Genomic DNA, 21,413 nt, shown 5'->3' on the forward strand with positions numbered 1-21,413 from the left:
GGAGACGCAGTACACATGGCAGCACGACGCGGCAAAACCCAGGCACGACGCAACAGCAGCAGCCAGGGCACACCCGGATGGGTGTGGCTGGTGGCCGGTGTGGCGATCGCCGCCGTGGTGTTCCTGGCGGCGCCGAACCTGTTCAAGGGCGAAGGCGACGGCTTCCTGCGCGCCGGTCCGCAGCCGAACCCGAACGCGCAGCCGGCCCCGGTTGCTGATGCAGACAGCGATGTCGGCAGCCAGCCAGCCGCGCAGCCGGCCACGCCGAAGCCGGCCGAACCGGAGAAGCCCGCGGCGACGCAGTACGACTTCTACACCCTGCTGCCGGGCAAGGAAGTGGAAATGTCCGACGCCGAACTGGCCGCCAGCGCGCGTGCCGAGGACCAGCGCCGGGCCAAGGCCGAAGCGTCGCGCGCGCAGGCCGCGCTGGAGGGCAAGCCGGTGCCGCCGGCGAGCACGGCCACGCCGGCATCGACCGCAACGGCCAGCGTCGCCAGCACCGCACCGGTGACCGCGAGCAACCGTCCGCTGCCGGCACCGCTGAGCGAGCGCCCGGCCGCGGCAACCCCGCCGGCCAGCACCGCACCGGCGTCGACCAGCACGGCCGCCGCCCCCGCGCCGCGCGCGGAAGCCGCGCCCACCGCGCCGGCGACCACTGCCGCACCGGCGCCCGCCGACAACGCGCGCTACATCCTGCAGGCAGGTGCCTTCGGTGCGTCCGGCGACGCCGAAGCCACCAAGGCCAAGCTGGCCATGATGGGCCTGGCGGCACGCGTGGAGTCGGCGCAGATCAACGGCAAGACCGTGTATCGCGTGCGCATGGGGCCGTACGGCAGCGCCGGCGAACTGTCTGAAGCGAAGCAGAAGCTGGATGGCACCGGCCTGCAGGCGATGGCCATCAAGGCGCAGTGACGTTCTGCGGGACTGCATGAAGAAAGCCGGGCATTGCCCGGCTTTTTTTGTTTCTGCCGAGTCGAGCATGGCTCGACTCCACACACGGCGTCAGCCCTCGCGGGCGACCTGGAACCCGGCGAAGGACTGGCTGACCGGCATCAGCTCCAGGCGATTGATGTTCAGGTGCGGTGGCAGCGTGGCCACCCAGAAGATCTGTTCGGCGATGTCTTCGGCGGTCATCGGATTGGCACCGCTGTACAGCTTGTCCGATGCATTCTGGTCGCCATGGGTGCGGACCACGGTGAACTCGGTCTCGGCCATGCCCGGCTCGATCGTGGTCACGCGCACGCCGGTGCCGTGCAGGTCCGAACGCAGGCCCAGCGAGAACTGGCTGACGAAGGCCTTGGTGCCACCGTAGGCGTTGCCACCCGGGTACGGGTAGACGCCGGCCACCGACGAGATGTTGATGATCGCACCCTTGCGCTCCACCAGCTGCGGCAGCAGGCGGTGGGTCAGGGTCACCAGCGCGGTGATGTTGGTGTCGATCATCGTGGTCCAGTCCGACAGCCTGGCGCTCTGTGCCGGTGCGGTGCCCTGCGCCAGACCGGCGTTGTTGACCAGCAGGTCGATCTCGCCGAAGGCCGGCGGCAGCGCCAGCAGGGCCGCCTCCATCGCCACCGGATCGCGGATGTCGAAGGCGGCGGCGTGCACCATGTCCTTGCCATAGCGCTCGACCAGCGGTTGCAGGCGTTCGCCGCGGCGGCCGGTGGCGATCACTTTCCAGCCGGCCTGGGCGAAGCGGTGGACGGCGGCGGCGCCGAAGCCGGACGTGGCGCCGGTAATCAGGACAGTGCGGGTCATCAGGCAACTCCAGGGGGAAAACCAGATCCCCATTCTGGCACCGTCCGGCAGCACCCGTGTTGCCGGATCGGCCGGATCCGGGGTCAGATCCCTTTGCGGAGCAAAGGGGTCTGACCCCGGCGGCGACCCCACTTGTCGGGGTGACCGGTACAATTGCGCCATGATCAACAATGATGTCCTGCGCAGCGTGCGCTACTCCCTGGACCTGGGTGACCAGCACGTGGTCACCCTGTGCCAGATGGCCGACCCGGCCTTCGCCGTGGATACCGAGCAGGTGAAGGCCTGGCTGCGCCGCGAGGACGAAGCCGGTTTCGAGGCGATGAACGACAGCGCACTGGCGCACTTCCTCGATGGCCTGATCGTGCACCTGCGCGGTCGCGACGAGAGCCAGCCGCAGCGTGCGGTGGAAACCCGCATCGACAACAACCTGGTGCTGAAGAAGCTGCGCGTGGCCTTCCAGCTGCGCGACGTGGACCTGATGGAGATCTTCGCCAGCGCCGGCTTCAACGTGTCCAAGTCGGAAGTCGGTGCGTTGTTCCGCCAGCCCGGGCACACCAACTACCGGCGCTGCCTGGACCAGATGCTGCGCAACTTCCTCAAGGGCCTGAGCCTGCGCCTGCGCGGCTGAGCACGGCCTCGACGAAGGCGCGCGCGGCCGGCGTCGGCAGCCGCTGCCAGACCAGGTGTACGCGCCGGGTCGGGGTCGGCTGCAGTGGAATCTGAACCACGCCCTGGAAACCTTCGGCGATCAACGCCGGCACGATGCCGACCGCCAATCCGTGGCGGACGAAGCGCTCGACCAGTTCCATCAGGTTGACCTCGAAACGCACCGTGTGCGGCAGGCCAGCGGCGGCGAAGGCATCGTCGGTCTGCCGGCGCGCACCGGTACCGCGCGGGAAGTCGACCAGCGCTTCATCCTGCAGTGCGGTCAATGGCAGCCGCGTGCGCCCGGCGAGCCGGTGCGACGGCGCCAGTACCGCTACCAGATCCTCCTCCTGCAGCACCTGGTGGCAGACGCCCTCCAGCGCTGCCGACGGCGCCAGGCCGACCAGTGCCACATCCAGCGCGCGCGACTGCACCTGTGCGATCAGGTCTTCGCTCTTGTCCACGCGCAGCTGGAACTCCACCTGTGGGTGCACCCGCTGGAAGGCCGCCAGCATCGCCACGACGTCGATGTCGGTCAGCGAAGAAATCTGCCCGATGGCCAGCAGGCCACGCACTTCGCCACTGACGGCGGCCACGTCGGCGCGCAGGTGGCGCAGGCTGGCCAGCACCTGGCGTGCGTGCACCAGCAACGCCTCGCCGGCGGCGGTAGCCCGCACCTGGCGTGGCAGGCGCTCGAACAGCGTGGCACCCAGTTCCTGTTCCAGGTGGGCGATCTGGTGGCTGAGCGCGGACTGCACCACGTGGCAGCGCTCGGCGGCACGGGTGAAATTGCCCTCCTCGGCCAGGGCGACGGCAAACTCGAGCTGCTTGAGGTTCATCCAGCTATCTTGTTTTCAGATGACAAGGATGATGATGATTCATTTCCATCATGACCGCAGCAGGCGGACACTGTGCACCCCGCTTCCTGGAACACCGCGTGAGCCCGTCCCTTCCCCCTCTGCACCGCTGGCAGGTGCTGCTGATGTCGGTCGCCACCGGCGTGGCCGTGGCCAGCAACTACTATGCGCAACCGCTGCTGCACACCATCGCAGATGCCTTCGGCGTGCCGTTCGGCCAGGTCGGCATGGTGGTTACCGCAGCACAGCTGAGCTATGCCGCCGGACTGATCCTGCTGGTGCCACTGGGTGACCTGTTCGAGCGCCGCCGCTTGATCGTGGTGATGAGCCTGCTGTCGGCCGGTGGCCTGGTGATCAGTGCCTGCGCGCCGTCGCTGGCCTGGCTGCTGGTCGGGACCGCGATCACCGGACTGTTTTCGGTGGTGGCACAGGTGCTGGTGCCGTTCGCGGCCACGCTGGCCGCGCCGGAACATCGTGGCCGCGTGGTCGGCACGCTGATGAGTGGCCTGCTGCTGGGCATCCTGCTGGCGCGTACCGTGGCCGGCCTGCTTTCCAGCCTGGGTGACTGGCGCCTGGTGTATGCCATCGCTGCCGGCACCCTGGTGCTGACCGCACTGGCATTGCAGCGCGGCCTGCCGCGATTCCACCACAGCGCCGGCCTGGGCTATTTCGCCTTGCTGCGCTCGATCGGCGTGCTGTTCGTGCAGGAGCCGGTGCTGCGCCAGCGCACCCTGCTGGGTGCCTGCAGCTTTGCCATGTTCGCGATTTTCTGGACCCCGCTCGCGTTCCTGCTGGCACGGCCACCTTACGCCTACAGCGATGCCACCATCGGCCTGTTCGGGCTGGTCGGTGCAGCCGGCACGCTGGCGGCCGGCCTGGCCGGGCGCATGTCCGACCGCGGCCAGACCGGACGCGCCACTGCCATCGCGCTGGTGCTGTTGCTGCTGTCGTGGCTGCCACTGGGGCTGTCGGCCCACTCGCTGCTGGCGCTGCTGATCGGCGTGGTGGTGCTGGACCTGGCCGCACAGCTGCTGCACGTCAGCAACCAGAACCTGATCTATGCGCTGCAGCCCGCGGCGCGCAACCGCCTCAATGCCGGCTACATGACCGGCTACTTCATCGGCGGCTCGCTGGGTTCGCTGCTGTCGGCGCAGGTCTACCAGCGCTACGGTTGGACCGGCGTCTGCGTGGCCGGTGCCGCCGTGGCCGTGCTGGCCCTGCTGCTGTGGCTGCCCGGCGCGCTGCGCGCGCGCCAGGCGGCATCGTCGAACTAGAAGCTGCCCTGCAGCGCCAGCTCCCAGCGTCCACCGGCATTGCCCGGGAACAGTCGCTTGGCCGCGCTGTCGGTGTCATGCACGGTGGCGCGCAGCTCCCATGCCGGAGTCAGCGTGGCAATGGCACTGAGCTGGCCATGCAGGTAATCCGGGCCCTGCGCGGTGGCCAGCCAGTACTGGCCCACCGCTGCTTCCAGGCGGACGCGTTCGTGCAGCGGCACACGCACGCCCAGCTGGGCATAGGTTCCGCGATGGCCACCGGCCAACGCATCGTTGGAATGCGCGACCTGCAGCCAGGCGCGCTGCTTCCAGGTCACGGTCGTGTTGAGTTCGGTCCAGTCCAGCGCACGAGCGGTACCCGGATACACATAGCGGGTCAGGTTCGCATCCAGCGTCCAGCCCGGTGCCAGCGCGCCGGACCAGCCCGCCACCAGGTCGAACTCGCTGCGCGCGCCATTGTCCGGCTTGAACGAGACGTTGGACCCCCACACGCTGGCGTACCAGCCCGATGGGATCGAGATCTTCGCGCCGGCCTGCACCGCCGGGTCACCATCGCTCTGCGAGCTGCCGCGCCACACGTAGTCACTGGTCAAGGCCGCACTGCCACTGACCTGCACCTGTGCCTGCGCGCTGCCCATGCCAAGCAGCCCTGCCAGGGCGGCCACCACCGCCGCCATCATCCCCTTGCTGTTCACTGCACTGTGTTCCTCGTCGAAGGCGGTCACGCCGCCGGGACGGCAGTGTCCAGCGCGTGGCCGTAACGGATCGAGGGTGCGGCCCGGCCCGCGGCGCAAATTCGGCGTAAATCCCGTGGATCGGGGCCATGCGCCAGCGGCGCGGTATCATGGCGCCCTGTTTCCAGGAACCAACCGCGTGGACGCCATCCTGACCCCGGTATCGATCGGCGAGCTGATCGACAAGATCACCATTCTCCAGATCAAGGCCGAGCGCATCGACGATGCCGCCAAGCTGGCCAACGTGCGCACCGAGCTGGACGGCCTGCTGCCCCTGTTGCAGCAGCAGCTGCAGGCACAGCCGGCCCTGGCCGCGCTGCAGCAGCAGTTGAAGGCGATCAACGAGCGTATGTGGGACATCCAGGACCAGCTGCGCGACAAGGAAGCGGCCCAGGTGTTCGATGATGCATTCATCCAGCTGGCACGCGGCGTCTATGGCACCAATGGCGAGCGCGTGCAGGTGAAGAACGAGATCAACCGCGTGGCCGGTTCGGCACTGGTGGAAGAGAAGCAGTACCAGGGCGAGTAACGCCACTCATCCGCATTCCAGCAGGTGGCGGAAGCGGAACAGGTCACCGTCCCCGCGGATGCCGAGCTTGCGGTAGGCCGAGGTTTTCTGCGAGCTGATCGTGCTGGCTGAACGCCCCGATCGCAGGGCCATTTCGCTGGTGCTGACCCCTTTCAGCACCAGCCCGAGCACTTCCCGTTCGCGCTGGCTCAACGGCACCAGTGCCGGGGCCGGCATTCTGCGTGCACGCGTGCCCGGCAGGTTCAGTTCCGCGCGCAGCTCCGGTGGCACGAAGCGCCCTCCCCGGGCGACCACATCAATGGCACGCAGCAACACGTCCGGTGGCGTCGACTTGGACAGGAAGCCGCGCGCACCGGCACGCATCGCGGTGGCCACCGTGCTGGCATTGCAGTGTGCCGAGAGCACCAGCACCGGCAGTGCCGGCCAGCGCTGCGACAGCACGTGCAACAGGGCCAACCCATCGCCCAGGTCGCCCATGGGCAACGCATCGATCAGCAGCAGGTCGACACACGTCGGGCTGCGCTCCAGCAGGTGCAGCAGGTGCGCCTCGCTGGACAGGCTCACCCGTACCTGCACACCCGCGTGCTGGCGCAGCAGCACTTCCACGCCCAACCGCAGTACCGGGTGCGGGTCCAGCAGCGCCAGGCGTCGTGGCCGATCAGGCAGCAGAGGCGGAAGGGTCAGCGGCATTGCGGCATGTCCAGGCAACATGGGACATCCAACGTAGGTCGGTGCCCGCAGCGGCGGAATCCAATTCCTTGCAATGGCTGGCCCGCGCATTCCGCCAGTCAGACAGCATTCCGGTTTGCCACGGCGCAAACGCAACAGGCCCGGCAAATGCCGGGCCTGTTGGGGCGTCTCCAGCGCGCAATCGCGCCGAGGCAGCAATTACCAGCTGAAGCGCGGGCCGACGGTGTATTCCTTGTCGCCGTGGCGGTTCATCTTCAGCTCGCCGTTCAGGCCCCAGTTCTGGTTCAGCTTGACCTGACCACCCAGGCGGCCGTACCACTGGCCATCCGGATTGACGCCGTGCTTCTTGGCGTAGTCTTCGTAACCGACCATGCCGTAGACCTCGGCGTGGGCGCCGAAGGCAGTGCGGATACCGGCTTCAGCGCTGTAGCCGTTGAAGTCCAGACCGTGCTTGCGGTCGAACTTCTGGTAGGCAACGCGGGCAACGAAGTCGGTGCTCGGAGCGATTTCAACGTTGTAGCCGGCACCGACCTTCCACTGGTCAACCTTCAGGTTGGTGTGGTCGATTTCCTGGCGGCTGTATTCGCCGAAGGCGTGGAAGTTCGGCAGGAAGCCGTAGGAACCCTTCACGCCCCAGCCGTCGGCCTTGATGCCTTCAACGTCGGTCTTGGCGTAGTCGGCTTCGGCGTAGTTGTAGGACAGGTTCTCAGCAGCCGAAGCGGTGAACGGCAGGGCAGCGGCCAGGGCCAGAGCAATCAGCGAATTCTTCATGGGGGTACACCTTTACTTTCTTATGGTGTGCAGCAGCGCCAGGGCGCCATCGCATCGGGAATGTAAATTCTCCGTTATTCGCCACAACGCTCCCTGAAAACAGCGGTCTTCGCATTGCTGAATTTTTTGGCTTGATTCAGGCTGCGTCTGGCATACGCGCGCGGCGCGCGTGCATTCGAATTCCGCTGACCCTTGCAACAGGAGGTTGCCTTGCACGTACCTGCCCCGCTGCGGTTCCGGTTCTGCGCCGCCGTCCTCGCCTTCATCGGCGTGCTTTCCACAGCATCGGCTCGGCCGTTGCAGCCCTCCGATTACCAGCGCGCCGAGCGCGTGCACGACAGCCACCTGCGCGGTGCGCTGCGCAATGCCTCGCTCCTGCCGAACTGGCTGGCCGATGGCCGCTTCTGGTACGAACGCGAAGACGGCCAGGGCCGGCGCGAGGGCGTGCTGGTCGATCCGGCGCAGGCCTCCCGGCAGATCCTGTTCGATCGCGCTGCGCTGGACAGCGCTGCGGGGGCCCTGGGGGTGAACGGGCAACGGTTGCGGTTGGTCAATGTGCAGGTGCTGGCCGATGGCCTGCGCCTGCGCTTCAGCGGTGAAGCCGGCATCGACTGCCAGTGGCCACGTTGGCAGTGCCTGCGGACGCAGGGCGCCATGCCTGCTGCCGATGCACTGCCCGCACCCGACGGCGAGGCCTGGCTGCAGGTGCGCGACCACAATCTATGGCTGCAGCAACGCCGACAGGCACCGCGGGCGCTGACCACCGGCGGTGTCGCCGGCCATGGCTATGGTGTATTGCCCGATTTCACCCTGCGCGGTATTCCACGCAGCCAGGGCCGGATGCCGGCGCGGCCGTTCGCCGTCGGCTGGTCGCCCGATGGACGCTATGTTGCCGGCGTCCGCTACGACGAACGTGCGCTGCGGGACTACCCCTATCTGGAAAGCACCCCGGCCGGCGGCGCGCGGCCCCGCGTGCACACGGTGAAACTGGGATTGCTGGGCGATGCACAGCAGGTGCGTGACAGCCTGTACATCGTCGATGTGCGCAGCGGCCGGCAGCAGGACATCACCCTGCCCGAGGGCTGGAACACCCTCAGCGAGGCCGGCGTGCTGGGCTGGGACGGCCACCGGCTGTATGCCGCGATCGCGCACTTCGGCGCGCCGCGACGACTGCGCCTGGTGGAGATCGATGCCGGCAGCGGTGCGCTGCGCACCGTGCTGGAAGAAGCCGGCGACGCGCGCCTGCAGCTCAGCCTGTATTCCTACAACCGTGCCTCGGTTGCGATCCTGCCCGGCCAGGACACCGCCGTGTGGTTCTCGCAGCGTGATGGCTGGGGCCATCTGTACCGGGTGCGCCTGTCCGACGGCAAGGTGATGCGCCAGCTCACCCGCGGCCGGTGGGCGGTGCGTGACCTGCTCGGGGTGGACAGCGCAGGCGCTTGGGCATACTTCAGTGCTGGCGGTGTCGAGGGCGGCGATCCCTACGTACGTGGCCTGTACCGGGTAGCACTGCACGGTGGGCCGGTGCAGCGCCTGGCCGCCGATGGCAGCGACCACCTGGCCGATGCGGGCACCGGCATGCTGTTCGGCGGACGCGCGCCGCAGGCGCTGTCGCCCGGCGGCAGCTATCTGGTGGATACCGTGTCCAGCCTCGCGCAGCCGCCGCGCACGGTGCTGCGCGCCAGCGACGATGGCAGCGAAGTGATGGTGCTGGAGGCTGCGGATGCGCAGGCGATCATCGCTGCTGGCTGGCGGCCGCCGCGGCGCGAACGGCTGCTGGCCGCCGACGGGCGCACGCCGATCTTCGCCACCGTCTACCTGCCCCGCGACTATCGCGATGACGGCAGCTTCCCGGTGATCGACGCGATGTACGGCGGTGCCTTCATCAGCAATGCGCCGGTGACCTATGCCGAAGCGGTTTCGGCGCAGAACCCGGTATCGCGCGCCAGCCTGGCCGAGCTCGGCTTCGTGGTGGTCAGCATCGATGCCCGCGGCACCGGCGGCCGCGACAAGGCATTCCATGACAGCAGCTTCCTGCACGGCGCCGATGTGCAGCTCGATGACCATGTGGCCGCGCTGCGCCAGCTGGGCGAACGCTACCGGGGCATCGACCTGCAGCGGGTCGGCATCTACGGGCATTCGTTCGGTGGTTACAGCGCGGCGCGTGCACTGCTGCGCCACCCGGCGTTCTACAAGGTGGCTGTGGCCTCGGCCGGCAGCCACAATTTCCAGGGCATGTACGGCGGCGCCCTGCACGGCATGGACCGGCTGTTCGGTGGCGTGGTGCCAGCTGCAGCCATGGCCGATGGCGTGCCGGCCCCCTTTGCCGGGCTCGACAATGCGGCACTGGCCGGCAACCTGCGCGGGCATCTGCTGCTGGTCTATGGCGAACTGGACGAGAACGCGCCACCGGCGCTGACCCTGCAGCTGGCCGCGGCCCTGAACAAGGCCCAGCGTAGTTACGACCTGCTGTACCTGGCCCGGCAGGACCACGAACTGTTCCGCAACGACGCCACCTACACGCACCGCATGTGGGACTACTTCGTGCGCCACCTGGCCGGCCAGCAGCCACCGGATACGGTGCTGGCCCCGCTCCCGGGTGGCCCGGGCTGAACAGGCGCACGCGGGATGTCGATTCCCTACGCGCTGGTTCGTCGTGTACTTGAAGGCCGTGCATGTGGCACGGTCCATCCGGAGGCAGGCAATGAGCTACATCGACGGTTTCGTCCTGGCGGTGCCCACCGCCAACAAGGAGAAGTTCCTCGCCCATGCACGCACAGGGGATCCCGTTTTCATCGAGTACGGCGCGCTGCGCGTGGTCGAGTGCTGGGGCGATGACGTGCCGCACGGCAAGACCACCGACTTCTTCGGCGCGGTGAAAGCCACGCCGGATGAGACGGTGGTGTTTTCCTGGATCGAATGGCCGGACAAGCCGACCCGCGACGCCGGCATGAAGAAGATGATGGAGGACCCGCGGTTTGATCCAACGAAGAATCCGATGCCGTTCGACGGCGCGCGGATGATCTACGGCGGCTTCGTGCCGCTCTACGAGCTGACGCGCTGAACCCGGCGGACGTGCTCAGCGCGCGTCCGTTTCATCGCTGGCAGCAGCATGGCCGGCGCCCAGTGCGGCGCCGGCACCGAGGCCCATGCCGCCCATGCCGGCGCCCATTCCACCACCACCGCCACCGCCTGCACGGCCGCCCTTGGCATCGCCGTCGTTACGGCCCTTGCCGCCACCACTGGCAACGGGCCGGGTCGGCCCCTGCGGTGGAATCTGCAGATCGGCCGGAATCGGGGCCAGATCCAGCGCTTCGCGCACGAAGTCGCGCAGCGAGACCACCAGTTCGTGGGTATGCACCGGCCGCCCCTGTGCCAGTTCGTTGGCGGCACGCGTGGCCAGCCGCACCTGTTCGTCGGTGCCCAGCAGCAGAATGTCCGACAGCGCGGCCTCGACCGCATCGCGGATGCGCCGCGCACGGTCCGAGCGCGGCTCGGCGATGCCGTCGGCATCTTCGCGCTGGCGCAGGTCGCGACGATGGCTGGGATCCACGCCCAGCTCGCCGGTGAACGAACCGCCCAGGGTCTTGTAGGCGGCCATCAGCGTGCGCAGCCGTTCGTTGATCTGCCGGTTCTCGCGCTCGCGGCGCTGCTGCAGGGTCTGCATCACCAGCAGGCGGATGCCGACGCCGAGCAGGGTGATCAGGACCAGGCCGGCCAACGTGGACAGCACGCCCTGCCAGGAACTGAAGTCGATACCGCGCATGGTCGGGGCTCCGGCGGGAAGAACCTGCATCTTGCCCCAGGTAGCGCCCCAGAAACGCGAAAGGCCCTACCACCCGGTGGGTGGCAGGGCCTTCGGTCACGGCGCGATTACTTGCGCTTGGCGACCTTGCGCACGGCCTTCTTGGCCGGAGCCTTCTTGGCGGCGACCTTCTTCAGCGGCGCAGCCTTCCTGGCGACCGTCTTGCGGGTGGCGGCAACCTTCTTGCCCACCGCCTTCTTGGCGACGGCGGTCTTCTTGCCGACAGCCTTCTTGGCGACGGCGGCCTTCTTGCCAACAGCCTTCTTGGCGACGGCAGCCTTCTTGCCGACAACCTTCTTGGCGGCCGCGGTCTTCTTGGTGGCGACCTTCTTGGTGGCGGCAACCTTCTTGCCGACAACCTTCTTCGCAGCCACGGCCTTCTTGCCGGCGACCTTCTTGGCGGCGACGGTCTTCTTGGCCACAGCCTTCTTGGCGGTGGCGACCTTCTTGCCGACCACCTTCTTGGCGGCCGCGGTCTTCTTGGCAACGGTCTTCTTCGCGACGGCGGCCTTCTTGGTGGCGGCCTTCTTCACGGTGGCGACCTTCTTGCCGGCAGCCTTGGTGGTCTTCTTGGCGGCAGCGGCCTTCTTGGTCACAGCCTTGCCTGCAGCGGCCTTCTTCTTGGCCACTTCCTCCTTCAGGGCAGCGGCTTCGGCCTTGGCGTTCTTCTTGGCCGCTTCCAGCTTCTTCTTGGCATTGGCAACGGTCTTGCCGACCGACTTGGCGGCCTTGTCGGCCTTCTTGGCAACGGTCTTCTCGACCTTGGCCACGGCCTTCTTGGCCTTGGCAACGCGGGTACCGGCCGCCTTGGTGGCGCGCTTGACGGTCTTCTTGACCGACTTCACGGCGTCTTCGGCGGCGTGGGCGATGGTCTCGCCAACGTTGGTGGCGGCTTCTTTGACGTTCTCGACGGCGTCGGTCACGACCGACACACCATTACCGTTGCTCATGTTGCCCTCCTGGGGGCCTTAAGTATCAAAACGGGGCGATGCTATACCGACATTGACGATCGTGGAACGGGGCACGCGCCCGCAATCGCATCTGATGCGACGGCCATGGTGTAGCCCACCACTGCCGCAGAAGCGGCGGGTTGACAGGAAACCGCTTTTTTTAAGGACTACGCCACAGCAAGCGCGTGGTCGAAGATGGCCGTTGCGTGCCGTTGCACGGACGCGGCATCCGATGCGTGCTGTGGCGCATTGCGGCACCCGGTTGCGCGGAACTGCGCAGGTATCGGTCTGTGTCGGCGCCCCCGGCGATCGTCTTCGGTGGTGCAGGCGTCGCCTGTGCGGTGTCGCCACAGCCATGCTGTCAGCCTCCTCACTCGCCTTTCGCGGCCTGCGGTTTTCATGGCGCATTTATCCAGATCGCGACACACTCATTCAGCTTGTTTTACCGTAGGGCCGAACCGCCCCCACCCACGCCAGCGAACCGACAACCATGCGACCGCTTCCCACCCTGCTTACGCTCGCAATCGCCGCCGCCTTCGGTGGCTTCGTTGCCACCGGCATCAATGCCCACCTGGACAACCGTGCCGATGCAGCACCGCTGCCAGCGGTGCTGCCGACCACCGCCGCGTTGCCGGCCGCGGTGGCCGGACAGGCGGTGCCTTCGCTGGCGCCGATGCTGGAAAAGGCGATGCCGGCCGTGGTCAGCGTCAACACCAAGCAGGTGGTGCGCGTGCGCAACCCGTTCTTCAACGACCCGTTCTTCCGCCGCCTGTTCCCGGATATCCCGCAGGAGCGCATCAACGAATCGCTGGGCTCGGGCGTGATCATCGACGCCAAGGAAGGCCTGGTGCTGACCAACCACCATGTCATCGACAACGCCGATGACGTGCAGGTGACACTGGCCGACGGGCGCACGGTGAAGGCCGAGTTCCTCGGTTCGGACCGCGATACCGACATCGCGCTGATCCGCATCCCGGCGCAGAACCTGACCGACATCAAGCTCGGCAACAGCGACCAGCTGCGGGTCGGTGACTTCGTGGTGGCCATCGGCAACCCGTTCGGCTTCAGCCAGACGGTCACCTCCGGCATCGTCTCGGCGGTGGGCCGCAGCGGCATCCGTGGCCTGGGCTACCAGAACTTCATCCAGACCGATGCGTCGATCAACCCGGGCAATTCCGGTGGCGCCCTGGTCGACCTGCAGGGCCAGCTGGTCGGCATCAATACCGCCAGCTTCAACCCGCAGGGCAGCATGGCCGGCAACATCGGCCTGGGCCTGGCGATTCCCTCCAACCTGGCGCGCAGCGTGGTCGACCAGCTGGTCAAGCACGGCGTGGTGGTACGCGGCACGCTGGGCGTGGAGAGCCAGAACCTGACCGCGCAGATCGCGCAGGGGCTGGGCCTGGGCGAAACGCGCGGTGCGCTGATCACCCGCGTGCTGGCCGGTTCGGCGGCCGCCGCGGCCGGGTTGAAGCCGGGCGACGTGGTGGTCTCGGCCAACGGCCAACGCGTGGACAGCGCCGAAGCCCTGCACAACGTGGAAGGCCTGGCTGCGGTCGGCAGCCCGATGACGCTGGATGTACGCCGCGAAGGCAAGCCCGTGCAGATCAAGGCCACGCTGAAGGAACAGGCGCGTGCGGTCACCGGCGAGAGCCTGGACCCGCGGTTGACCGGTGCCACCTTCGTCGACCTGCCCGAGTCGCTGCGACAGTCGGGTGTCGGCGGCGTGCTGGTCAGCGAGGTCAAGCGTGGCAGCCGCGCGGCCAGCAACGGCCTGCAGCAGGGCGACATCATCACCGACGCCACCGTGGGTGAATTCGCCGACCTGGCCAGCTGGCGCGCCAACTTCCAGCAGCGCCCGCCGACCCTGGTGGTGCGCGTGCTGCGCAACAATGGCCAGCAGCAGGGCCAGCTCGTGATGCGCTGATCGCCCTGCCGTAACACCCCCTATACCCCGGCAATGCTATTGCTGTCAGTCCAGGTCGGCACCGCCGACACTCGTTCCCCCATCGCAACAGGAGTGATTCGATGAGCCCCACCAATACCGAGAACCTGAAGGAACACCTGGGTGAAGCCGGTTCCCACCTGAAGCAGGCCGCCACGGCCGCCGGCGGTGCGATCAAGGGCGCAACCGGTGCCGCGACCGACGAGCTGCGCATCGGCAAGGCCAACGTCAAGGCCGAACTGTCCGACAGCGCACTGTCTGGTCTGGCCGCCGCCGAATTCGGTGGTGCCGCTGCCAAGGAACAGGTTGACGCGTTGATGGACAAGGGCAAGGACCTGATCGACAGCGCCGCCGAGTTGATCCGTGAGCGTCCGCTGGCTTCGTTCGGCGTCGCCTTCGCTGCCGGCTGGATCATCGCCAAGCTGGCCCGCGGCAGCAGCGACAAGTAAGCCGCGGCGTGAGCGAAGACAACGCGCAAGCCCCTGATCCGGCGGCCACCCCGCCGCTGGATGAGAGCATCCGCCAGGTCGGCGCGGCCGGTCGTGCCGCCGCCGATTCGGCCAAGCACACCGTGCGCTCGCTGCGCCGGCTGGCCTCGGCCGACTTCGCCCTGGCCCGCAGCGCCTTCGGCCGTGCGCTGGCCTGGGCCGGCGTGGCGATCGTATTTGGTGCCTCGGCCTGGCTGCTGATGGCGGCCACCCTCATCGCCCTGCTGCAGAGCTGGGGCCTTAGCTGGCTGCAGGCGCTGCTGATCACCTCGCTGCTGAGCCTGGCCGTCACCGGCTACGCGATCTGGCGGGTGTCCTACTTCTTCCACCACACCGGCATGCATGCCACCCGGCGCCAGCTGTCACGCCTGGGCCTGTTCGACGAGCCCAGCGAAGACGACCCCGATGCCGGCGTGCAGCTGCCCGAGGGCAAGCCATGAAGTTCGGCGCGCTGCAGCGGCGGGTGAAACGCTGCGAACAGGTGGTGACCGTGCGCCTGGGCGAGACCCAGGACCACTGGTCCACGCTCAGCGACGTCTGGCGAAAGGGCTGGTCGCCGTTGCGCATCGTGGTGGTCGGCCTGGCCGGTGGCTTCATCGCCGGCAAGCTGGAAGTGCCCGGCAAGGTCAACGGTGCGCGCTGGCTGCAGATGGTCGGTTCGGTCTCGAACCTGTTCGCCAGTGCCCAGGCGGCGTTCGCCACGGCGATGGCGGCACAGGCTGCAGCGACCGCCGATGACGCGGCCGAAGAAGCCGACGATGCCAGCGAACAGGCACAGGCGGCGGCCTCCGCCGCCAACGCACGGCCGGCACCTGCCCGCCGCCCGGAACCCGAACCGGAACCGCGCGAACCGCGCCCGGCCGAAGCCGCCACCGAGCTGTCCGAACGTTGATCCACGCACTCCGCCGCGCCGATCGCGGCCGGCGGATAATGCGCTCCCCTTCCCGGTTGGTGCGTCGATGAGCGAGTCCCTCCTGTCCCCGTCACCAGCCGATCCGCAGGGTGCGGAGGCGCCGCTGCCGCCCCCGTCGCGTCCACGCGGGCCGATGTCGCTGGTGGTCCTGGCCACCCTGGCGGTGGGCTACACGCTGTGGGCCGCGCAGGACATCATCCTGCCGGTGCTGCTGGCGATGTTCTTCGCACTGGTCGGCAACCCGATCCTGCGCCTGCTGCAGAAGCTGTGGATTCCGCGCGCGCTGGGCGCACTGCTGATCCTCGGCGCCGGGCTGGGCGTGACCGGTTCGCTGGCGGTGCAGTTGATCGGTCCGGCGATGGAATGGGCGCAGGAAGCACCGCAGCAGCTGCGCAAGGTGGCCCGGCAGGTGCAGGACCTGACCAAGCCGGTGCAGCAGGCCAACCAGGCGGCGGAAAACTTCGCCCGCGTGGCCGGCGGTGACAGCAACCACAAGGTGCAGGTGATCCGCACCCAGCTGGACGATCCATACCGCATGCTGACCCGTGCACCGCGCCTGGCCGCGTCGGTGCTGGCGGTGGTGCTGCTGACCCTGTTCTTCATGATCTACGGGCAGAGCCTGCAGCGCGCAGCGATCGCCCTGTTCCCGAACCGCCAGCAGCAGCGGTTCACCACCGACATCCTGCGTTCGATCGAACGGGAGGTCTCGCGTTACGTGCTGACCATCAGCGTCATCAACACCCTGGTCGGGCTGGTGTTCGCCGGCGTGCTGATGCTGCTCGGCATCGGCCTGCAGGAAGCACTGCTGTGGGGCACGGTGGCTGCACTACTGAACTTCGCCCCGTACGTGGGCCCGCTGATCGGCGTGGCATTGATGCTGTTGATGGGCTTCGTCGAGTTCCGCGACCCGCTGCAGGCCCTGCTGCCGGCCGCCGCCTACCTGGGCCTGCACACCCTGGAAGGGCAGATGGTGACCCCGATCGTGCTGGGCCGTCGGATGAAGCTGTCGCCGCTGGTGCTGATCCTGGCGCTGATGGTGTTCGGCTGGGCCTGGGGCATGATCGGGCTGCTGCTGGCAGTGCCGCTGCTGGTGTGCATCAAGCTGGTGCTGGCACGCCTGGATGGCATGCAGGGCTGGGCACGCCTGCTGGAGTGACGGCATCAACAACGGATTGACGCAGGTGGCGGAACCAGAAACAGGGACGAAGTGGCAGACTATTGCGCCCTACCCGGATGGATCCGCTCGTATGAACTCTCTCGCCACGCGTTGCCTTGCCTTGGCCTGCATTGCCGCTCCCGCGTTCGCCGCGACACCGCCGACTGCCGATCAGGCGCGCACCCAGCTTGCTGAGGCGGTTACCTGCAAGCGGCACCTCACGCCCATGCAGTTCGACGCCATGGCCCGGATGCTGGCACCGGCCCCGGCAAGGGCGCAGGACGGCGAATCCAGCGGCGAGTTCCGGCTGACCACGCCCTTGATGGTGCTGGGCCAGCCCGTGAACCGGCTGCAGTCCTATGACGGCGACAGCGGCGAGGATGGCATCGACAGTTTCACCGCGTACTTCAGCTCGGCCAGTGTGGAACAGGTCGCGGCACTGGCGAAGATGTCCGACCCGGTAGCAGGCACCTACACGAAGGAAGTTGGGCGGCACAACCTGGACGTGCAGCAGTTCGACGGCCAGACCACCATCGCCTGCTCGTACAACCTGCGCTGACCCGGCCCAGCCACAGTGCCCACCCGCCCGCCGCGTCGCATGAAAGCCCGCGCGGGCAGGGGTAGAATGGCGAGGTGAATTTCCCCGTCCAAGCCATCACCCTCGACCTTGACGACACGCTGTGGCCGTTCGCTCCGATCGGCGCCCGCATCGAACAGGTCCTGCACGCCTGGATGTGCGAACACAGCCCCGCTACCGCCGCGATGTATCCGGTGGAGGCGATGCGCGAACTGCGCGAGCGGCTGTACCACGCCCATCCGTACCTCCACCACGACCTGAGTGCGCTGCGCCGGCTGACCCTGCACGAAGCACTGCACACCAGCGGTGCCAGCCTCGATCTGCTGGAGCCTGCGTATGAAGTGTTCTACGCCGCGCGCAACCAGGTGGAGTGCTATCCCGATGCGATCGACGCGCTGGCGCGCATTGCCGCACGGGTACCGGTGGCGGCGCTGAGCAACGGCAATGCCGACCTGAAGCGGATCGGCCTGGCCCATCATTTCGCCTTCCAGCTGGGTTCGCGCGAACACGGCGCGGCCAAGCCCGAAGCCAGCATCTTCCATGCCGCGTGCACCCGCCTGGGTGTGGCACCGGCACAGGTGCTGCACGTCGGCGACCATGCCGACATGGACGTGGCCGGGGCGATTGCCGCCGGCCTGCGCGGCTGCTGGATCAACCGCGACGCAGCCACCTGGACCCATCCGCAGCTGCAGCCGGACCTGCAGTTCGACACCCTTACCGGCCTGGCCGACTGGTTGGATGCCAACCTCGACGCCGCCGCACCCCGGAGTACCTGACGCATGAGCGAGATCACTGGTTTCACTGCCGACACCGCTGCGGCGCTGCCGTTGTACGTGCTGGACCGCGAGCAGTTCGCCGCCTGGAAGGACAGCCAGCCGGCTGCCACGCAGGCGTGGCTGGCATCGCAGGGCTTCAACGCCGGCGCCCACAGCGTGGCACTGCTGCCGGGCGCCGATGGCCTGGCCGGTGCCGTGATGGGCGTGGGTGATCGTGCCGATGCCTACAGCTATGCGCATGCGCCGCACGCGCTGCCGGAAGGCAGCGTCTGGCAGCTGGCCAATGAACTGCCGGCCGCCGAACTGGCGCTGCTGCAGCTGGGCTGGGGCCTGGGCAGCTACCGCTTTGACCGCTATCGCAAGCGCAATCGCGCACCGGCGCAGCTGGTGGCCTCGCCGACCGGCGAAGTGGCCGACCTGATCGCCGCCAGCCTGCGCGTGCGCGACTGGGTCAACACCCCGACCGAAGACATGGGCCCGCAGCAGCTGGAAGACGCCGCGCGCGCGCTGGCCGATGCACATGGCGCGCAGGTCGAGGCGATTACCGGCGACGAACTGCTGAAGCAGAATTTCCCGGCCATCCACGCCGTGGGCCGCGCTTCGCATCGTGCGCCGCGCCTGGTCGTGCTGCGCTGGGGCAAGGACACCGATCCGGCATTGGTGCTGGTGGGCAAGGGCGTGTGCTTCGATACCGGCGGGCTGGACATCAAGCCGGCCGACGGCATGCGCAACATGAAGAAGGACATGGGCGGCGCCGCGCACGCACTGGCCCTGGCCGGCCTGGTGATGGCGCGCGGGCTGCCGGTGCGGCTGACCCTGCTGGTGCCGGCGGTGGAAAACGCGATCGGTCCGGATGCCTTCCGCCCGGGCGAAGTCATCGCCACCCGCAAGGGCCTGAGCGTGGAGATCGACAACACCGATGCCGAAGGCCGCGTGATCCTGTGCGATGCGCTGACCTTCGCCGGTGAGCAGAAGCCGGACCTGGTGCTGGATTTCGCCACCCTCACCGGTGCCGCGCGCATCGCACTGGGCCCGGACCTGCCGGCACTGTTCAGCAACGACGACACGGTGGCCCAGCAGTGGCTGCAGGCCGGTGACGCGACCCGCGACCCGGTCTGGCGCATGCCGCTGTGGCGCCCCTACCTGCGTTACCTGAGCAGCGGCATCGCCGACCTGGCCAACGCCGGTTCGCGCATGGCCGGCTCGGTGACCGCCGCGCTGTACCTGGAACGCTTCCTGGAAGACGGCCAGCGCTGGGCGCACCTGGATGTGTATGCCTGGAACGACGGCGAGCGCCCGGGCCGTCCGGCCGGTGGCGAAGCGCTGGCGCTGCGCTCGGCGTGGGCGATGCTGAAGCAGCGCTACAGCTGATCGGGTGGGTGCCGACCGTTGGTCGGCACCCCGTCCCCGGAAAATCTGACGAAAAATTGAATTTCGGCCCCGGCCGGGTTCTGCGAGGATGTGTGGGTCGACCACCCACACGCTCCGTGAAGGCAGGACTCCGACCATGTCGCTCTTCCGCTACACCCGCGCTGGCCAGACGCCGGGCGCGCCACGCAAGCATTCCCCCCTGCTCTGGATCGCACTGATCGCACTCATTCTGGGTGCCGTCGCGCTGGCCTTCGCCTGGCTGGCCGGCTGGATTGGAAACCGCCTGACCGCGCAGCGCTTCACCGACACCATCGAGGCCACCGGCCCGGCCCACCCGGGCTTCCGCCGCGCGCACAGCAAGGGCATCTGCGTGAGCGGCTGGTTCGAACCCAGCGCGCAGGCGCCCACCCTGTCCAGCGCACGGGTGTTCTCGCAGCGCCGCGTGCCGGTGATGGGCCGGTTGTCGATCGGCGGCGGCGACCCCTACGGTGCCGACAACACTGCACGCGTGCGCAGCCTCGCGGTGCAGATGGTCAGCGATGATGGCCAGGAATGGCGCATGGCGATGAACAGCTTCCCGTTCTTCGCCGTGCCCAGCGCCGAGGCGTTCTACGAGCAGACCCGCGCCTCCATTCCCGACCCGGCCACCGGCAAGCCCGATCCGCAGAAGATGGCCGCGGTGCTGGCCAAATACCCCAGTGCGCAGGCTTTCCAGCAGTGGGCCAAGACCGCGCCGTGGACCAGCAGCTGGGCCGACACCACCTTCAACAGCGTCAACAGCTTCTGGTTCACCAATGCGCAGGGCCAGAAGCGCGCGGTGCGCTGGCGCTGGCAGCCGCAGGCGCCGGTGGTGGAGATGGATGCGGAAACCCGCAAGCAGGCCAGCGTCGATTTCCTCAGCCAGGAACTGCAGCAGCGCCTGGCCAGCGGCCCGGTGCGCTGGAACCTGGTCGTGACCACCGCCGAGCCTGGCGATGCCATCGATGATCCGTCGGTACCGTGGCCCGAATCGCGTGACCAGGTAGTGGCCGGCGTACTCAGCCTGGACCGCATGCAGTCGCAGGAACAGGGCGCCTGTGGGCAGATCAATTTCGATCCGCTGATCCTGCCCAGCGGCGTGCGTGGCAGTGACGATCCGATCCTGGCGGCCCGCTCGGCCGTGTATTCGCAGTCCTTCAACCGCCGTGAACGCGAGCGCGCCACCGGCAACGTCGAGCAACGGAAGGAGGCCGCACGATGAGCACCGGCAACGGCCACTTCAACCTGCTCGCGCGGGTGCTGCACTGGTCCATGGCGCTGATGATCGTCGCCATGCTGTTCATTGGCGTGACCATGGTCGCCTCGCTGCACCTGCGGCCGATGCTGATCGACCTGCACCGCCCATTGGGCATCACTATCGGCGTACTGGTGTTGCTGCGCCTGTACAACCGGCTGCGTCATCGCCCACCGCCGCTGCCGGCGGATCTTCCTGTGTGGCAGGTGATGGCGGCCAAGGCCTCGCACTGGATGCTGTACGCGCTGATGCTGGCGATGCCGCTGATCGGCTGGGCGATGCTGTCGGCCGGCGGTTACCCGATCGTGCTGTGGGGCGGCGTGCACCTGCCGCCGATCGTGCCCCATACCCCGGCACTGTATGCCGCGTTGCGCAATGCGCACAGCCTGCTGGCCTATGTGTTGTTTGCCACGGTGCTGATGCATGTGGGTGCGGCGCTGTTCCACCTGTGGGTGCGGCGTGACGGGGTGTTCCAGGCGATGGCGCGCGGGAAGGATTGATGGGGTTCGCCGGGTGTTCCCGGCGGATTGTCTCCGCGACCGCGGGGGGGGGCACTTTCTTTGCGCGCAAAGAAAGTAACCAAAGAAACGCTCCGCCGGCCGCGAGCCGGCGTGCTTCGCACGCCGGTGCCCTGCGCTCCTCGGTCCGTCGAGGGACGGCGCGGGAACTCGCTGCGCCCAGACACCCGCACCTCTTCGCCCTCGCCGGACCTCCGGTGCTCGGCTCGCTTGAAGGCGGACTGGAAGGTCAAGATCAACAGCAAGAGCATCCACGCATGGCGTGGATCTTATCTCTTGCCGATCTGGCACCTTGGGGGCCGAGAGCCCGGCGTGGGCGACCGTGTGGATCCAGGTCTTGCGACCGAGAAGTAGCTTGGGTCCCCACGCCGGATTCTCCCTGAACCGCC

Annotated in this window: 23 protein-coding genes; 16 read left to right on the plus strand and 7 right to left on the minus strand. The window is 68.0% G+C overall.

Annotated elements, in window-relative coordinates; translation table 11 throughout:
• Positions 1-15 precede the first annotated feature (15 nt).
• Complete coding sequence (locus AC5QAB_RS20440; RefSeq protein WP_495233592.1) at positions 16-912, plus strand: SPOR domain-containing protein; 897 nt, start codon at positions 16-18, stop codon at positions 910-912.
• A gap of 90 nt (positions 913-1,002) precedes the next feature.
• Here the strand turns inward: AC5QAB_RS20440 and AC5QAB_RS20445 are convergent, their stop codons facing one another.
• Entirely contained in the window at positions 1,003-1,755 is a 753-nt protein-coding gene (locus AC5QAB_RS20445; protein ID WP_495233593.1) for an SDR family NAD(P)-dependent oxidoreductase, read from the minus strand.
• Positions 1,756-1,915: 160 nt separating this feature from the next.
• On the opposite strand from AC5QAB_RS20445, the gene AC5QAB_RS20450 reads away from it, so the two are divergent.
• Positions 1,916-2,383: a YehS family protein gene (locus AC5QAB_RS20450; RefSeq protein ID WP_014645662.1), complete on the plus strand. Its 468-nt coding sequence runs from the start codon at positions 1,916-1,918 to the stop codon at positions 2,381-2,383.
• Here the strand turns inward: AC5QAB_RS20450 and AC5QAB_RS20455 are convergent.
• Positions 2,352-3,239, minus strand: a complete 888-nt coding sequence (locus AC5QAB_RS20455) for a LysR family transcriptional regulator (protein ID WP_032961439.1) — start codon at positions 3,237-3,239, stop codon at positions 2,352-2,354. The two genes, AC5QAB_RS20450 and AC5QAB_RS20455, sit on opposite strands and share 32 nt — an antisense overlap.
• 143 nt (positions 3,240-3,382) lie before the next feature.
• Between AC5QAB_RS20455 and AC5QAB_RS20460 the strand changes: the two genes are divergently transcribed.
• Positions 3,383-4,531 (plus strand): MFS transporter, encoded by a 1,149-nt coding sequence (locus tag AC5QAB_RS20460; protein WP_343238362.1) that lies wholly within the window; start codon positions 3,383-3,385, stop codon positions 4,529-4,531.
• Here AC5QAB_RS20460 and AC5QAB_RS20465 read toward each other — a convergent pair.
• On the minus strand, positions 4,528-5,226 hold the full coding sequence (locus tag AC5QAB_RS20465; protein ID WP_032961475.1) for a TorF family putative porin: 699 nt from the start codon (positions 5,224-5,226) through the stop codon (positions 4,528-4,530). The two genes, AC5QAB_RS20460 and AC5QAB_RS20465, sit on opposite strands and share 4 nt — an antisense overlap.
• Before the next feature lie 178 nt (positions 5,227-5,404).
• Here AC5QAB_RS20465 and AC5QAB_RS20470 point away from each other — a divergent pair, with 178 nt between their 5' ends.
• Positions 5,405-5,794 (plus strand): DUF6165 family protein, encoded by a 390-nt coding sequence (locus AC5QAB_RS20470; protein WP_010486915.1) that lies wholly within the window; start codon positions 5,405-5,407, stop codon positions 5,792-5,794.
• Positions 5,795-5,800: 6 nt separating this feature from the next.
• On the opposite strand, the gene AC5QAB_RS20475 is transcribed toward AC5QAB_RS20470, so the two are convergent.
• On the minus strand, positions 5,801-6,484 hold the full coding sequence (locus tag AC5QAB_RS20475; protein ID WP_032961444.1) for a response regulator transcription factor: 684 nt from the start codon (positions 6,482-6,484) through the stop codon (positions 5,801-5,803).
• 198 nt (positions 6,485-6,682) lie between these two features.
• On the minus strand, positions 6,683-7,255 hold the full coding sequence (locus AC5QAB_RS20480) for an OmpO family porin (RefSeq protein ID WP_014645657.1): 573 nt from the start codon (positions 7,253-7,255) through the stop codon (positions 6,683-6,685).
• Between the two features lie 210 nt (positions 7,256-7,465).
• Between AC5QAB_RS20480 and AC5QAB_RS20485 the strand changes: the two genes are divergently transcribed.
• Both AC5QAB_RS20485 and AC5QAB_RS20490 read left to right on the plus strand, forming a co-directional pair.
• The gene (locus tag AC5QAB_RS20485) at positions 7,466-9,868 is read left to right on the plus strand and encodes a S9 family peptidase (RefSeq protein ID WP_495233594.1); all 2,403 of its coding nucleotides are present in this window, start codon (positions 7,466-7,468) and stop codon (positions 9,866-9,868) included.
• Positions 9,869-9,959: 91 nt separating this feature from the next.
• On the plus strand, positions 9,960-10,319 hold the full coding sequence (locus tag AC5QAB_RS20490; RefSeq protein ID WP_014645655.1) for a DUF1428 domain-containing protein: 360 nt from the start codon (positions 9,960-9,962) through the stop codon (positions 10,317-10,319).
• 15 nt (positions 10,320-10,334) lie between these two features.
• Here AC5QAB_RS20490 and AC5QAB_RS20495 read toward each other — a convergent pair whose 3' ends face one another.
• Both AC5QAB_RS20495 and AC5QAB_RS20500 read right to left on the minus strand, forming a co-directional pair.
• A complete protein-coding gene (locus AC5QAB_RS20495; RefSeq protein WP_014645654.1) occupies positions 10,335-11,021 on the minus strand; it encodes a hypothetical protein in 687 nt (228 codons plus the stop codon).
• 107 nt (positions 11,022-11,128) lie between these two features.
• Positions 11,129-12,010: a histone gene (locus AC5QAB_RS20500; protein WP_495233595.1), complete on the minus strand. Its 882-nt coding sequence runs from the start codon at positions 12,008-12,010 to the stop codon at positions 11,129-11,131.
• A gap of 490 nt (positions 12,011-12,500) precedes the next feature.
• Here AC5QAB_RS20500 and AC5QAB_RS20505 point away from each other — a divergent pair, with 490 nt between their 5' ends.
• The 10 genes from AC5QAB_RS20505 to AC5QAB_RS20550 all read left to right on the plus strand — a co-directional run bounded on the left by AC5QAB_RS20505 (position 12,501) and on the right by AC5QAB_RS20550 (position 21,006).
• Positions 12,501-13,934 carry a Do family serine endopeptidase gene (locus tag AC5QAB_RS20505; RefSeq protein ID WP_014645652.1) on the plus strand — a complete coding sequence of 478 codons (1,434 nt, stop codon included), beginning with the start codon at positions 12,501-12,503 and terminating at the stop codon, positions 13,932-13,934.
• 101 nt (positions 13,935-14,035) lie between these two features.
• Positions 14,036-14,401, plus strand: a complete 366-nt coding sequence (locus tag AC5QAB_RS20510) for a hypothetical protein (protein ID WP_004153835.1) — start codon at positions 14,036-14,038, stop codon at positions 14,399-14,401.
• Between the two features lie 8 nt (positions 14,402-14,409).
• Positions 14,410-14,880, plus strand: coding sequence for a phage holin family protein (locus AC5QAB_RS20515; RefSeq protein WP_014645651.1), 471 nt, complete (start codon positions 14,410-14,412; stop codon positions 14,878-14,880).
• Positions 14,877-15,332 (plus strand): protein sip-5, encoded by a 456-nt coding sequence (locus tag AC5QAB_RS20520; RefSeq protein WP_164110690.1) that lies wholly within the window; start codon positions 14,877-14,879, stop codon positions 15,330-15,332. Before AC5QAB_RS20515 ends, AC5QAB_RS20520 begins: the two co-directional genes overlap by 4 nt.
• Before the next feature lie 67 nt (positions 15,333-15,399).
• Positions 15,400-16,509, plus strand: a complete 1,110-nt coding sequence (locus AC5QAB_RS20525; protein WP_032961455.1) for an AI-2E family transporter — start codon at positions 15,400-15,402, stop codon at positions 16,507-16,509.
• Between the two features lie 91 nt (positions 16,510-16,600).
• A complete protein-coding gene (locus AC5QAB_RS20530) occupies positions 16,601-17,068 on the plus strand; it encodes a hypothetical protein (RefSeq protein ID WP_032961458.1) in 468 nt (155 codons plus the stop codon).
• A gap of 74 nt (positions 17,069-17,142) precedes the next feature.
• On the plus strand, positions 17,143-17,862 hold the full coding sequence (locus AC5QAB_RS20535) for an HAD family hydrolase (RefSeq protein WP_032961460.1): 720 nt from the start codon (positions 17,143-17,145) through the stop codon (positions 17,860-17,862).
• A gap of 3 nt (positions 17,863-17,865) precedes the next feature.
• Entirely contained in the window at positions 17,866-19,233 is a 1,368-nt protein-coding gene (locus AC5QAB_RS20540) for a leucyl aminopeptidase family protein (RefSeq protein ID WP_053495700.1), read from the plus strand.
• A 136-nt stretch (positions 19,234-19,369) separates the two neighbouring features.
• Entirely contained in the window at positions 19,370-20,473 is a 1,104-nt protein-coding gene (locus AC5QAB_RS20545; RefSeq protein WP_032961465.1) for a catalase family peroxidase, read from the plus strand.
• Complete coding sequence (locus AC5QAB_RS20550) at positions 20,470-21,006, plus strand: cytochrome b (RefSeq protein ID WP_069118114.1); 537 nt, start codon at positions 20,470-20,472, stop codon at positions 21,004-21,006. The genes AC5QAB_RS20545 and AC5QAB_RS20550 overlap by 4 nt, the downstream gene beginning before the upstream one ends.
• Positions 21,007-21,413 lie beyond the last annotated feature (407 nt).

Source organism: Stenotrophomonas sp. YJH_SMC_127 (assembly GCF_059372445.1).